This is a genomic window from Terrabacter sp. R4-6, from assembly GCF_057529065.1.
Genome location: NZ_CP197224.1, coordinates 1,671,863 through 1,685,321 on the forward strand (window position 1 = coordinate 1,671,863; position 13,459 = coordinate 1,685,321).

Below are 13,459 nucleotides of genomic sequence, written 5' to 3' on the forward strand. Positions count from 1 at the left end.
CGCGTCAGGCGTCGCCGACACGGACGATGCCGGTCTCGTACGCGAGCACGACCATCTGCACCCGGTCGCGCAGTCCCAGCTTGGCGAGGATGCGCCCGACGTGGGTCTTGACCGTGGCCTCGGCGACGAAGAACGTCGCGGCGATCTCGGTGTTGTTCAGCCCCCTGCCCACGGCCTCGAGCACCTCGCGCTCGCGCTCGGTGAGGACGTCGAGCCGCTCGAGGCCGGAGGGCTGTGCGGGGTTCGCGAGCACGGGGAGGAAGCGGTCGAGCAGGCGTCGGGTCGGCCCGGGGGCGACGACGGCGTCGCCGGTGTGCACGGCCCGGATCGCCGAGAGCAGCTCCGACGGGCCGGCGTCCTTGAGCAGGAAGCCGGCCGCACCCGCGCGCAGCGCCGCGTAGACGTACTCGTCGAGGTCGAAGGTCGTCAGGACCAGCACCTTGGGGGTGTCGCCCCGCTCGACGACCCGGCGGGTCGCCTCGATGCCGTCGAGCCGCGGCATCCGGATGTCCATGAGCACGACGTCGACGTCACGACCCGGCAGCGCGTCGAGCGCGGCGAGCCCGTCGGCGCACTCGGCGACGACGTCGATGTCGGGCTCGGCGTCGAGCACCATGCGGAAGCCCGCTCGCACGAGCGCCTGGTCGTCGACGATCATCACCCGGGTCGGCCGGTCCACCGGTCGCTCCCTCGTCACCTCGGTCACCGCTCCCCCTCCGTCGGCATCGTCGCGAGCACCTCGAAGCCGCCACCCGCCCGCGGTCCCGCCGTCAGCGTGCCACCGTGCACGGCGACCCGCTCGCGCATGCCCGGCAGCCCGTGGCCGCGACCGTCGTCGACGCTGCGCGGGCCGACCCCGTCGTCGCACACCGAGATCCGCAGCAGGTCCTCGGTCTGCTCGACGTCGACGACGGCGCTCGCGCCGGGACCGGCGTGCTTGATGACGTTGGTGAGCGCCTCCTGGACGACGCGGTATGCCGCGAGGTCGAGTCCCACGGGCCGCGCGCGCTCGGCGCCCCGGACCGTCAGGGTCACCGGCACCCCGGCCGCACGGACGCCCGCGACGAGGTCGTCGAGCTGGTCCACGCCACCGCTGGGGGCGAGCTCGACGCCCGACTCGGGGTCGCGCAGCACGCCGACCAGACGGCGGGTCTCGGTCAGGGCGTCCCGGGCCGTCGAGCCGATGGTCTCGAGCGCACCCACCGACCGGGCGAGCGCGCCCTCGGGACTGCGCTCGGCGGCATACGCGGCGCCGTCGGCCTGCACGACGATGACCGACAGGGCGTGCGCCACGACGTCGTGCATCTCGCGGGCGATGGCCGCGCGCTCCTGCTGGGCGGCGAGCCGCAGCGCCTGCTCGCGCTCGCGCTCGACCCGCTCGGCGCGGTCCTCGAGGTCCGCGAGGCGCTGGCGGCGGGCGCGCTTGAGGTCGCCGAGGGCCCATGCCGCGAGCGAGGCCGCGGCGCAGGCGACGAAGGTGAAGAGGAACTCGCCGGGACCGGGCACGCGGCCGCTGACGGCCGAGAACCGAACGCCGGCGATGGCCGACCCGAGCGCGGCGACGCCGAGGCCGGCGAGGCGCACGCCGCGGCGACGGTCGTAGGCGGCCAGCGAGTAGAGCGCGACGAGGAAGGCGATGTCGCCGGGGAGCAGGTTGCTCGTCGGGACGACCCGGATCGCGAGCGCGATGCTGACGACGGCGAACGCCGTGGCCGGGTGGGTCCGCCTCCAGATGAGCGCGAGGTTGGAGAGGCCGACGACGGCCCAGCCGATGCCCTGGCCCTCACCGAGCACGACGAGGCCGAGCAGCGCGAGGAAGACCGCGAGCGGGACGTCGAGGAGCAGCGGCCGGCGCTGCAGCCAGTCGTAGACGCTCCCCTCGCTCACGCCCCGAGCCTACGAGGGCCGTGGGGTCGGGTCGTCAGACCGTGGTCGGAGACCGGCCGGACGTCGCCGTCCGTCGCGCGGATGTCTCCATGATCACGCGGCGAAGCACGGCTGCGTGCCCGTGAGCGGGAGGACGATGGAGGTGGACCCGAGGAGGGGCCATGAGCAGTCACGAGAGACCCGAGCGGCACGGACCGGCGCCGGCACTGACGTTCCTCGGCGCGGCCGGGACCGTCACCGGCAGCAAGTTCCTCGTCGAGGGCGAGGGCGCGAGACTCATGGTCGACTGCGGCCTCTACCAGGGCGAGCGGCGCTGGCGGTCGCTCAACTGGGAGGCGCCTCCCGTCGACCCGGCCTCGGTCGACGCCGTGGCGCTGACGCACGCCCACCTCGACCACTGCGGCTACCTGCCGGCGCTCGTCAAGGGCGGCTTCACCGGGCCGGTGCACGCGACGGCCGGGACCGCCGCCCTCGCCGGAGTCATCCTGCGCGACAGCGCGCACCTGCAGGAGGAGGAGGCCGAGGGAGCGCGGCGCGGCGGCTGGTCCCGGCACGACCCGCCCCTGCCGCTCTACACCGTCGCGGACGCCGAGGTCGCCATCGCGGCGCTGCGCCCCGTCGGCGAGGACGCGGCCGTACGCGTGGGCGGGGCGAACGGCGCGACCGTGACGTTCGTGCCGGCCGGGCACATCCTCGGCAGCTCGAGCGTGCTCGTCGAGGTCGACGGTGCGAGCGTCCTCTTCTCCGGCGACCTCGGCCGGCCCGACCACCCGGTCCTGCTGCCCCGGTCCCGGCCGCCCGCCGCCCGCACCGTCGTCGTCGAGTCGACGTACGGCGACCGTGCCCACCCCGAGGTCGACCCCGACCACCGCGTCATGGCCGATGCCATCCGGCGCACCGTCCGGCGCGGAGGCAGCGTCGTCGTGCCGGCCTTCGCCGTCGACCGCACCGAGATCGTCCTGCTCGCCATCGCCGACCTCGTCGCGAGCGGTGCGATCCCCGACGTGCCGGTGTGGGTCGACAGCCCGATGGCCCTCGCGGCCCTCGACATCTACCGCGACCCGGCGCACGCCGCCGAGGTGCGTCCCGGCGCCCTCGACCGGCTGCGGCGCCTGTCCGGGCTGCGGACCGCGCACAGCGCGGAGGAGTCGATCCGGCTCAACACCCCGGGCACGCCGTGCATCATCGTGTCGGCCTCCGGCATGGCGACGGGAGGGCGCGTCGTGCACCACCTGCGCCACCTGCTGCCCCAGGCACGCAACACCGTGCTGCTCACCGGCTACCAGGCCATCGGCACCCGCGGCCGCGACCTGCAGGAAGGGGCGCGAGAGCTCAAGATGGCCGGGCGCTACGTCCCGGTCCGGGCCGAGATCGTCACGCTCGACGACTTCTCGGTGCACGCCGACGCCGACGAGCTGCTCACCTGGATCGGCGAGATGCCCCGTCCTCCGGAGAGCGTCCACGTCGTCCACGGGGAGCCCGCGGCCGCGCGGGCGCTGGCGGACGGCGTACGCGAGCGGTTCGACTGCGCCGTCTCGGTGCCCCGTTTCGGCGAACGGGTGCTGCTCGACTGACATCTCGTCGGTCACCCGGCCCGCGAAGTCCTTCCCGCCGGGGCGAAGAGGTGGTGTCCTTGGGGGGGAGCCCCAGCGCGAGGAGGTGTGCCATGGAGGCACGGGTCGGTGACCGCATCACGATGGCCGCGGAGCACGTCGGTCAGAGCACGCGCGAAGGGACCATCCGGGAGGTGAAGGGTGAGGGCGGCGCCCCGCCCTACGTCGTGGAGTGGTCCGACGGGCACACCGGGATCATCCATCCGGGACCCGGCTCGGTGCTGCGCTGCGAGCACCCCGACGAGTCCCCCGCGGGCGGCTAGAGGTCGAGCGCGCGGACGATCGGCACCCCGGCGCGGTAGGCGAGGTGCAGGTGGCTCGGCGCGTCGATGACGGCCAGCTCGGCGGGCTGCCCCGGCGCGATGCGACGGTCGAGGCCGAGCGAGCGCGCCGAGACGGCGGTCGCGGCGTGCAGCGCCTCGGCGGGCGTCATCCCCATCTCGCGCACCGCGAGGGCGATCGCGAAGGGGATCGACGACGAGTAGCAGGTGCCGGGGTTGCAGTCGGAGGCGAGCGCCACGTCGACGCCGGCGTCGATGAGCGCCCGCGCGTCGGGGTAGGGCGAGCGGGTCGAAAACTCGACGCCCGGGAGTAGGGTCGCGACGGTCGTGCCCCGCGCCGCGGCGAGCGCCTCGACGTCGGCGTCGTCGAGGAAGGTGCAGTGGTCGACGCTGCGGGCGCCGAGCTCGCAGGCCAGGCGGACACCCGGACCGTGGCCGAGCTGGTTGCCGTGAACGCGGAGCGACAGGCCAGCGGCGCGGCCGGCGTCGAGGATCGTGCGGGCCTCGTCGCCGTCGAAGGCGTGCGCCGAGCGGGGCTCGCAGAAGACGTCGATGCTCTCGGCGAGCGCGGTGGGTCCGTCGGCCACGACCGCGTCGAGCATGGGACCCGTCACGAGGTCGACGTAGGCCGCCCGGTCCGAGGCGTACTCCCGCGGCACGACGTGCGCGCCGAGGAAGGTCGTGTGCGGCGTGAGCTCGCGGGCGATGCGGAGGCTGCGCAGCTCGTCGTCGAGGGTCAGGCCGTAGCCGCTCTTGATCTCGACGGTCGTCGTGCCCTGCGCGCGCATCTCGGCGACCCGGGCGGCGACGAGGGCGCGCAGCTCGTCGTCGCTCGCGGCCCGGGTGGCCGCGACCGAGACGGCGATACCACCCCCGTCGTAGGGGGTGCCGGTCATGCGGGCGGCGAACTCCGCAGAGCGGTCGCCGGCGAAGACGAGGTGCGTGTGCGAGTCGACGAAACCGGGGATGACCGCGCGACCGCCCAGGTCACGGCGGGTGTCGGCGTCGGGGGCGTCGGCGGCCGGCCCGACCCACTCGACGACGCCGTCGTCCGAGACGACGAGGGCCGCGTCGCGGACGACGCCGAGGAGCGCGTCGCCGGGGTCGGCGTGGCCGTCACCGCGGGCCGGGTCGTTCGTCGTCAGCTCCGCGATGCCCGTGAGGAGCAGGCTCACGCGTGCACCCCTCCGACAACCCCTCCCGCGACGCGGTCGATGGCGCCGACGAGCATCCGGCCGACATCGCCCATCCGGTGGTGGCCGTCGCTGACGACGATGTCGCCACCGACGACGACGGTCGAGACGTCGGACGCCACGCACGCGTAGATGATCTGGTCGTGCGCGGCGCCTGCGGTGTTGACCGTGTCGGTGCGCACGGTGACGAAGTCGGCGAGCGCGCCCTTGCTGAGGTGGCCGCCGTCGGACCAGCCGAGGGACCGGTAGCCGTTGAAGGAGGCCGCGAGGAGCAGGTCGTTGGCCGAGAAGCGGTCGCGCTCGTTGGTGACGAGGCGCTCGTGCATCTCGAGACCGCGCAGCTCCTCGAACGGGTCGATGACGACGTGCTGGTCGGAGCCCAGCGACAGCGGGCTGCCGGCGTCGTGGAGCGCCCGCGCCGGGCCGATGCCGTCGGCGAGGTCGCGCTCGGTCGTCGGGCAGAAGCACGCGCCCGTGCCGGTGCCGCCGAGCAGGTCGATGTCGCGGTCCTCGAGGTGAGTGGCGTGCACGGCCGTCGAGTGGGCTCCGAGGGCACCCGCCTCGTCGAGCAGCTGCGTCGGGCTCGCGCCGTAGAACATCTGGCAGGCGAGGTTCTCACCGTGCTGCTCCGACAGGTGCACGTGCAGCGGCAGGTCGCCGGCCGCCTCGACGACCCGCGGCAGGTCCTCACGGCGGACCGCGCGGACCGAGTGGATGGCCGCACCGAGCCGCACGCGGTCGGTCTCGGGGCGGCGCGCGGACATCCGGGAGGCCCAGGCGTCGACGGTGCCGTCGCTGAAGCGGCGCTGGCCGGGGTGCAGCTCGACGTGGCCGCCACCGTTGAGGCCGCCCTCGAGGTAGCAGGTGTCGAGGAGCGTCAGCCGGATACCGGCCTCGTCGGCGGCCTGGCGCACCGCGAGCCCCATGGCGTTCGGGTCGCCGTAGGGGTGGCCTCCGGGACGGTGGTGGACGTAGTGGAACTCCCCCACGACGGTGATCCCGGCCTGCACCATCTCGGCGAAGACGGCCCGCGCCAGGGCGAAGTACGTGTCGGGGTTGAGCTGCTCCGCGGCGGCGTACATCTGCTCGCGCCAGCTCCAGAAGTTGCCGCCGCCACCGTTGACCCGGCCCCGCAGGGCGCGGTGGAAGGCGTGGCTGTGCGCGTTGGCCATGCCGGGCAGCGTCACGCCGGCGAGGCGGATGTCGTCGGGCTCGGGGTCGGCGTCGACGAGGACCTCCTTGAAGAGGCCGTCCTGGGTCACGAGGCGCACCCGTCGCGCGAATCCTCCTGTGAGCCAGGCACTCTCGCACCAGAACGCAGTCATCGGGCGTCGCTCATCGACTCGGGGTCCTTCCCTGTGCACAGCGCGGTCACGACGGCTGTCAGGGCCGTGACCCCATGGTGGCAGTCATCGGTGCTCGCGAGCTCGCTGGGTGAGTGTGAAACTCCTGTGGGGTTGCGGACGAAGAGCATGGCGCTCGGGACGCCGTGCGTCGCGAGGATGCCGGCATCGTGCCCGGCGCCCGTGCCGAGCAGGGGCGCGTCGGGCAGGACCCCGCGCAGCCTGTCGACGAGACCGGTGTCGAAGGTGGTCGTCGGCGTCCACGACTCCGGCGTCGTCGTCGCCCCGAGGCGGCTGGCCTCCGACGATACGGCGTCGACCGCCGCGTGCACGACGTGCTCGCTGCGCCCGCGGACGTCGAGCCAGGCCGTGACGTGGCTCGGGATCGCGTTGACGCCGCCGGGGACGACGTTGACCTTTCCCACGGTGGCGACGCAGCCGAGCCCCACGGCATACGACCGCGCCGTCTGGATGACCGTGGCGAGCCCGATCATCGCGTCCTGGCGGTCGGCGATGCGCGTCGTGCCCGCGTGGTTGGCCTCGCCGGGGATGTCGACGCGCCACCGGCCGTGCGGCCAGATGTCGGTGCCGATCGCGACGGCCCGGTCGGGGTCGGTGAGGTCCTCGCTCCCGTCGGGGGCGAGCGCGAGCGCCTTGCCCTGCTCGACGTGCAGCTCGACGAAACGGCCGACGCGGCGCACCGCCTCGTCGTCGCGGCCCAGGGTCCCCGGGTCACGCCCCGCGCCGCGCCAGGCCTCGGCCATCGTCACGCCGTCCCCGTCGGTCAGCGACCGGGCCCGGTCGGCGTCGAGGGCGCCGGTGATGATGCGGGAGCCCGCGCAGGCGATGCCGAAGCGGGCGCCCTCCTCGTCGACGAAGTTGACGACGCCCAGCGGCACGTCGGGCTCGAAGCCCGCCTCGCGCAGCGCGTCGACGGTCGCGAGCGCGCTGACGACACCGAGCGGCCCGTCGAAGGCGCCGCCGTCGGGCACGGAGTCGAGGTGCGAGCCGATGACGACGCCGGGCGTCGTGTCGGGGTCGCCCCACCAGCCCCACTGGTTGCCGGCGCGGTCCTCGACGAGGTCGAGGCCGCGGGCCGCGCACTCCGCGGCGAACCACTCCCGGAGGTCGTGGTCGGTCCGGGTCCACGCGTAGCGGCGGTAGCCGCCCGACCCGGCGTCGCGACCGACGGGCTCGAGATCAGCCCACATCCGGTCGAAGCTCGTCGTCACCTCGATCACCACTCCTCGCAACGCCGGCGTCCGCGTCCGGCTCTGTAACTAGGCTCTGTCCCATGGACCCCGACCGCGATGACACCGCCGAGCGTAGTGACTCGGGCTCGGATGCGCCGATCCGCACTCCGGCGGTCGACGCGGTCCTCGCGGCGGGCATCGAGCACACGGTGACCCGGCACGGGCGCGTCTCGAGCCTCGAGGAGGCGGCCGCCGCTCGGGGCATCGAGCCGCGTGACCTCATCAAGACCCTCGTCGTGCGCCGGGCGGAGGACGACCATGTCTTCGTCCTCGTACCCGGTGACCGCACCTTCTCGTGGGCCAAGGTCCGCGCCCTGCTCGGCACGAACCGCATCTCGATGCCCGACGCCGCCGCCGCGAAGGCCGTCACCGGCTACGAGCGCGGCACCATCACGCCCTTCGGCTCCGCCGCGCGCCTGCCGGTCATCGCCGACACCCACCTCGTCGGACGCCGCATCTCGCTCGGCGGCGGCGGCCACGGGATCGGCCTCACGGTCAACGGCGACGACGTCATCCGGCTCTTCGACGCGACCGTCGCCGACATCTCCGACGAGGAGGTCCGCAAGGTCCGTTGACGCCCCCGCGGCCCCGAGGGCGCAGACTGTGCACATGTCACGCACCCCGCTGCCCACCAAACCGTGCGCTCGATGCGGTCGCACGATCACGTGGCGCAAGGCCTGGGAGCGCGACTGGGCGACGGTGCGCTGGTGCTCCGACAACTGCCGCAAGCACGGCCTGACCCCCGTCGACATCGAGGTGGAGGACGCCCTGACGAAGCTCGTCAGGGCACACGCCGCCTCGGCGACGGTGGACCCGTCCGAGGCGGCCAGGGCCGTCGGCGGCGAGGACTGGGAGACGCTCGTCGAGCCGGCCCGCAACGCCGCCCGGCGGCTCGTCGCCGCCGGGCGCGCCCAGATCATCCAGGGCGGCCGGGTCATCGACCCCGACCACGCGAAGGGCCCGATCACGGTGCGACGCCCCCGCTGAGCCCTCCGCCCGCACCCGCTGGACGGCATACGCCCTCTCAGCCCTCCTGCATCGGGATGCGGACGCCGCGCTCGTGCGCGACCCGGTCGGCGATGTCGTAGCCGGCGTCGACGTGGCGGATGACGCCCATGCCCGGGTCGTTGGAGAGGACGCGCGCGAGCTTCTGCGCCGCGAGGTCGGTGCCGTCGGCGAGGGAGACCTGACCGGCGTGCAGGCTCCGGCCGATGCCGACGCCACCGCCGTGGTGGATCGAGACCCAGCTCGCGCCCGAGCTCGTGTTGACGAGCGCGTTGAGCAGCGGCCAGTCGGCGATGGCGTCGGAGCCGTCGGCCATCGACTCGGTCTCTCGGTAGGGGCTCGCGACGGAGCCGCTGTCGAGGTGGTCGCGGCCGATGACGATGGGTGCCGAGATCTCGCCCGTGCGCACCATCTCGTTGAACTTGAGGCCGGCCTTGTCACGCTCGCCGTAGCCGAGCCAGCAGATGCGGGCGGGCAAGCCCTGGAAGGCGATCCGCTCCTGCGCGCCACGGATCCACTTGTGCAGTCGGTCGTTGTCGGGGAAGAGCTCGAGCACGGCCTTGTCGGTCGCCGCGATGTCGCGCGGGTCGCCCGAGAGCGCGGCCCAGCGGAACGGGCCCTTGCCCTCGCAGAAGAGCGGTCGGATGTAGGCGGGCACGAAGCCGGGGAACTCGAAGGCGCGGTCGTAGCCGCCCTGACGGGCCTCGTCGCGGATCGAGTTGCCGTAGTCGAAGACCTCGGCGCCGGCATCCTGGAACTCGACCATCGCCTTGACGTGCTTGGCCATGGAGGCGCGGGCGCGGTCGGTGAAGTCCTCGGGCTTCTTCTCGGCGTAATCGGCCCAGTCGGCGAGGTCGACGCCCTCGGGCAGGTAGCTGAGCGGGTCGTGCGCCGACGTCTGGTCGGTGACGATGTCGATCTCGACGCCGCGGCGGAGCAGCTCGGGGAAGACCTCGGCCGCGTTGCCGACGACGCCGACCGACCAGCCGCGACGCTCGCGCTTGGCGGCGAGCGCCTTCTCGATGGCGTCGTCGAGGTCGGTCGCGACCTCGTCGAGGTAGCGGTGGTCGACGCGGCGCTGGAGACGGGCCGGGTCGACGTCGACGATGAGGCAGGCGCCCTCGTTGAGGGTGACGGCGAGCGGCTGCGCGCCGCCCATGCCGCCACAGCCGCCGGTGAGGGTCAGCGTGCCGGCGAGGGTGCCGCCGAACTTCTTCTCGGCGACGGCGGCGAAGGTCTCGTAGGTGCCCTGGACGATGCCCTGGGTGCCGATGTAGATCCACGACCCGGCCGTCATCTGGCCGTACATCGTCAGGCCGAGGTGCTCGAGGCGCCGGAACTCGGGCCACGTCGCCCAGTCGCCGACGAGGTTGGAGTTGGCGATGAGGACGCGCGGCGCCCACTCGTGCGTCTGCATGACGCCGACGGGACGGCCGCTCTGGACGAGCATCGTCTCGTCCTGCTTGAGGGTCGTCAGCGTCCGGACCATCGCGTCGAAGGACTTCCAGTCGCGAGCCGCGCGACCCGTGCCGCCGTAGACGACGAGGTCGTCGGGGCGCTCGGCCACCTCGGGGTCGAGGTTGTTCATGAGCATCCGCAGTGGGGCTTCGGTGGCCCACGACTGCGCCGTCAGGGTCGTCCCACGCGCCGCGCGGACGGGTCGTGCACCTTCCATGTCACTCTCCTTCGAGGTGGAAAACGTTGGTATGCCGGGTCGCTCAGGGGAGCGGGCCGGTGACGGACTCGGCGGCGGCGAGGACGTCGCCGTCGGTCACCGCCCGGTGGGCGCCCTCGATGTCGGGGGCGAGGAAGCGGTCAGGCCCGGGGGCCGCGTTCGCGCGGGCCGCGAGGGCCGTGATGACCGCGCCCGTGGCGGGAGACGGCTCGAGCGGGGCGCGCAGCTGGATGCCGCGCGCCGCCGTCAGCACCTCGATGGCGAGGACCCGGCCGAGGGCGTCGACGGAGCGACGCAGCTTGCGGGCGCCCGACCAGCCCATCGACACGTGGTCCTCCTGCATGGCCGAGCTCGGGATCGAGTCGACCGACGCGGGGACGGCGAGGCGCTTCATCTCCGAGACCATGGCGGCCTGGGTGTACTGCGCGATCATGAGGCCCGAGTCGACGCCGGGGTCGTCGGCGAGGAACGGCGGCAGGCCGTGGTTGCGGGCCTGGTCGAGGAAGCGGTCGGACCGGCGCTCGGACATCGAGGCGACATCGGCCGCGACGATGGCGAGGAAGTCGAGGACGTAGGCGACCGGTGCGCCGTGGAAGTTGCCGTTGGACTCGACGCGGCCGTCGGGGGTGACGACGGGGTTGTCGACGGCGGAGGCGAGCTCGGCGGCGGCGACGCGCGCGGCGTGCTCGACCGTGTCGCGGGCGCCGCCGTGCACCTGCGGTGCGCAGCGGAGGGAGTAGGCGTCCTGGACGCGGGTGCACTCCTCCGTCCGGTGCGACTCGCGGATCGGCGAGTCCGACATGACGGCACGGATGTTCGCGGCCGAGTCGCCCTGCCCCACCTGCGGTCGCAGCGCGTGGAGGTCGGGGGCGAAGACGTCGTCCGTGCCGAGCAGGCCCTCGACGCTCATCGCGGCCGACACGTCGGCGACCTTGAGCAGGTGGCGCAGGTCGTGGATGGCGAGGACGAGCATGCCGAGCATGCCGTCGGTGCCGTTGATGAGCGCGAGGCCCTCCTTCTCGGCGAGGACGACCGGCTCGATCCCGTGGTCGCGCAGGGCGGTCGCCGCGTCGGTGAGCGTCCCGTCGGCGAGGCGCACCGGCCCCTCCCCCATGGCGGCGAGGGCGCAGTGCGACAGCGGCGCGAGGTCGCCGGAGCAGCCGAGCGAGCCGTACTCGTGCACGACCGGGGTGATGCCGGCACTGAGCAGGGCGGCATACGTCCTCGCGGTCTCGAGGCGCACGCCGGTGCGGCCCGTCGCGAGGGTCGACAGGCGGAGCAGCATGAGGGCGCGCACGACCTCGCGCTCGACCTCGGGGCCGGCGCCGGCGGCGTGCGACCGCACGAGCGAGCGCTGGAGCTGGGCGCGCAGCGCCGTCGGGATGTGGCGGGTCGCGAGCGCGCCGAAGCCCGTCGAGACGCCGTAGTGGGCGACGGTGTCGTGGGCGAGGTCCTCGATGACGGCCCGGCTGCGGGCGATCTCGGCCTCGGCCTCGCCGGAGAGCTCGACCGGGGCCTCGTGGCGGGCCACGGCGACGACGTCGTCGAGCGAGAGCGGACCGGTGCCGACCGTGACGGTTCGGGCGGCGATGGCGGGTGCTGCGTTCATGGACCCATCGAACCGCCGAACGGCTGGCGCGTCGGCCCCCGAGGGAGGACAATTGTCTCGGATGCGAGACGTCATCCGCCCGCGGACAGGAGGTGGCCCACGTGTCCAACGCCCCCGCCGCCGCCAACGCGCTCGACGTCCTCGAGCACCTCTCCCGCCACGCCGAGCCGGTGCCCGCCGCGTCCATCGCCCGCGACCTCGGCCTGCCCCGCAGCTCGGTCTACCACCTGCTCAAGGTGCTGCACAGCCGCGGTTACGTCACCCACTACGTGGAGGAGCGGCGCTTCGGGCTGGGCCAGGCCGCCTACGAGCTCGGCTCTGCCTACCAGCGTCAGGCGCCCCTCGCCCGCGTCGCACGGGCGGCCATGCGCCGGCTCGTCGACCAGTGCGGCCGCAACGCCCACTTCGCCACGCTCGACGGACGCGACGTCATCTACCTCCTCGAGGAACGCGCGCCCGGGCAGCCGATGCTCGTCACCGACGTCGGCGTGCGCCTGCCCGCCCACCTGACCGCCAGCGGGCTCGCCATGCTGTCGGCGCTCCCCGCCACCCAGGTGCGCGCGCTCTACCCCGACCGCGCCTCCTTCGTCCAGCGCAGCGGCGGCGGGCCGCGCTCGCTCGCCGAGCTGCGCAGCGTGCTCACCCGGACGCGCACCGACGGCTACGCCCGCGAGGAGGGCACCGTGACGGCCGACCTGTCGTCGGTCGCCGTACCCGTGCTCGACCGCGCCGGCCGGCCGATCGCCGCGATCGCCCTGACGCTGCGCACCCCCGACGCGGGCGCCGAGCACGTCGCCGAGCTCGTGGCCCGGGCCCGACTCGCCGCCGACGACATCGCGCGACGGCTCAGCCCCAGTTCGACGGGAAGGCGCTGACATGGACGTCCACCTCATCGGCGGCGGCTGGGACGACGCCCTCGCCCCCACGCTCTACGGCCCGTTCGTCGAGGCCGCCGCCCGTCGCGCCGGCGGCACCCCGCGCATCCTGCTCGTCGTCATGGGCACCGATCCGGAGTCGCTCGACTACCACGAGAAGTACGTCCACACGCTCGGTCTCGTGGGGGGCCACGACCTCGTCGTGGAGCGGGTGGCCGAGGGCACGCCGCTGGACCCGGGTGCGCTCGACGGGATCGACGGGCTCCTCGTCGGCGGCGGCCCCACACCGGAGTACCACGCGTCGCTCGCGGGTGCCTACAGCCGCATCCGCGCGCTCGTCTCCGCGGGTGTGCCGTATGCCGGGTTCTCCGCGGGCGCGGCCGTCGCCGGCTCCCATGCGGTCATCGGGGGCTGGCTCCTCGACGGTCGGCCCGTCTGCCCCGAGGACAGCAACGAGGACCTCGACGACCTCGCCGTGGTCCGTGGCCTCGGGCTCGTGCCGGGTTCCGTCGACGTGCACGCCGCCCAGTGGGGCACCGTGTCGCGCCTCGTCGCCGTCGTGGCCGCAGGCCTGGCGCCGAGCGGTGTCGCGATCGACGAGGGGACGCTCCTCCGGTCGGACGGCGCGGTGGCGGGCGCGGGACGCGTGTGGCACGTCACGCCGGACACGGCCACGCCCGGCGGGGCGCTCGTGCGTGCTCGGGCCGCGGGTCAATAGGCTCGCT

Annotated in this window: 13 protein-coding genes; 6 read left to right on the forward strand and 7 right to left on the reverse strand. The window is 74.0% G+C overall.

Annotation, left to right across the window (positions count from 1 at the left end; genetic code table 11):
• Positions 1 to 4 precede the first annotated feature (4 nt).
• On the reverse strand, positions 5 to 658 hold the full coding sequence (locus ACSSS0_RS07905) for a response regulator transcription factor (protein WP_435987805.1): 654 nt from the start codon (positions 656 to 658) through the stop codon (positions 5 to 7).
• Between the two features lie 44 nt (positions 659 to 702).
• Entirely contained in the window at positions 703 to 1,887 is a 1,185-nt protein-coding gene (locus ACSSS0_RS07910; RefSeq protein WP_487230681.1) for a sensor histidine kinase, read from the reverse strand.
• Positions 1,888 to 2,048: 161 nt separating this feature from the next.
• Between ACSSS0_RS07910 and ACSSS0_RS07915 the strand changes: the two genes are divergently transcribed.
• Both ACSSS0_RS07915 and ACSSS0_RS07920 read left to right on the forward strand, forming a co-directional pair.
• Entirely contained in the window at positions 2,049 to 3,461 is a 1,413-nt protein-coding gene (locus tag ACSSS0_RS07915) for an MBL fold metallo-hydrolase (RefSeq protein WP_487230682.1), read from the forward strand.
• Positions 3,462 to 3,553: 92 nt separating this feature from the next.
• Positions 3,554 to 3,763: a DUF1918 domain-containing protein gene (locus tag ACSSS0_RS07920; RefSeq protein ID WP_435984548.1), complete on the forward strand. Its 210-nt coding sequence runs from the start codon at positions 3,554 to 3,556 to the stop codon at positions 3,761 to 3,763.
• Here ACSSS0_RS07920 and hutI read toward each other — a convergent pair.
• Genes hutI through ACSSS0_RS07935 form a run of 3 tightly spaced genes read right to left on the reverse strand, consistent with a single transcriptional unit; the run spans position 3,760 to position 7,558 of the window.
• Entirely contained in the window at positions 3,760 to 4,956 is a 1,197-nt protein-coding gene (gene hutI, locus ACSSS0_RS07925; protein WP_487230683.1) for an imidazolonepropionase, read from the reverse strand. The genes ACSSS0_RS07920 and hutI overlap by 4 nt on opposite strands.
• Positions 4,953 to 6,299: a formimidoylglutamate deiminase gene (locus ACSSS0_RS07930; RefSeq protein WP_487230684.1), complete on the reverse strand. Its 1,347-nt coding sequence runs from the start codon at positions 6,297 to 6,299 to the stop codon at positions 4,953 to 4,955. Before ACSSS0_RS07930 ends, hutI begins: the two co-directional genes overlap by 4 nt.
• Entirely contained in the window at positions 6,296 to 7,558 is a 1,263-nt protein-coding gene (locus ACSSS0_RS07935; RefSeq protein WP_435984545.1) for an allantoate amidohydrolase, read from the reverse strand. Before ACSSS0_RS07935 ends, ACSSS0_RS07930 begins: the two co-directional genes overlap by 4 nt.
• 53 nt (positions 7,559 to 7,611) lie before the next feature.
• Between ACSSS0_RS07935 and ACSSS0_RS07940 the strand changes: the two genes are divergently transcribed.
• Together ACSSS0_RS07940 and ACSSS0_RS07945 are read left to right on the forward strand one after the other, a co-directional pair.
• Positions 7,612 to 8,145 (forward strand): aminoacyl-tRNA deacylase, encoded by a 534-nt coding sequence (locus tag ACSSS0_RS07940; RefSeq protein ID WP_487230685.1) that lies wholly within the window; start codon positions 7,612 to 7,614, stop codon positions 8,143 to 8,145.
• A 34-nt stretch (positions 8,146 to 8,179) separates the two neighbouring features.
• The gene (locus ACSSS0_RS07945; RefSeq protein ID WP_435984543.1) at positions 8,180 to 8,557 is read left to right on the forward strand and encodes a DUF3253 domain-containing protein; all 378 of its coding nucleotides are present in this window, start codon (positions 8,180 to 8,182) and stop codon (positions 8,555 to 8,557) included.
• Positions 8,558 to 8,594: 37 nt separating this feature from the next.
• On the opposite strand, the gene hutU is transcribed toward ACSSS0_RS07945, so the two are convergent.
• Entirely contained in the window at positions 8,595 to 10,250 is a 1,656-nt protein-coding gene (gene hutU, locus ACSSS0_RS07950; RefSeq protein WP_487230686.1) for a urocanate hydratase, read from the reverse strand.
• 43 nt (positions 10,251 to 10,293) lie between these two features.
• Positions 10,294 to 11,859 (reverse strand): histidine ammonia-lyase, encoded by a 1,566-nt coding sequence (gene hutH / locus ACSSS0_RS07955; RefSeq protein WP_487230687.1) that lies wholly within the window; start codon positions 11,857 to 11,859, stop codon positions 10,294 to 10,296.
• A gap of 101 nt (positions 11,860 to 11,960) precedes the next feature.
• On the opposite strand from hutH, the gene ACSSS0_RS07960 reads away from it, so the two are divergent.
• Together ACSSS0_RS07960 and ACSSS0_RS07965 are read left to right on the forward strand one after the other, a co-directional pair.
• Positions 11,961 to 12,734, forward strand: a complete 774-nt coding sequence (locus ACSSS0_RS07960; protein ID WP_487230688.1) for an IclR family transcriptional regulator — start codon at positions 11,961 to 11,963, stop codon at positions 12,732 to 12,734.
• A 1-nt stretch (position 12,735) separates the two neighbouring features.
• Complete coding sequence (locus ACSSS0_RS07965) at positions 12,736 to 13,452, forward strand: Type 1 glutamine amidotransferase-like domain-containing protein (protein WP_487230689.1); 717 nt, start codon at positions 12,736 to 12,738, stop codon at positions 13,450 to 13,452.
• The last annotated feature ends 7 nt before the right edge of the window (positions 13,453 to 13,459 follow it).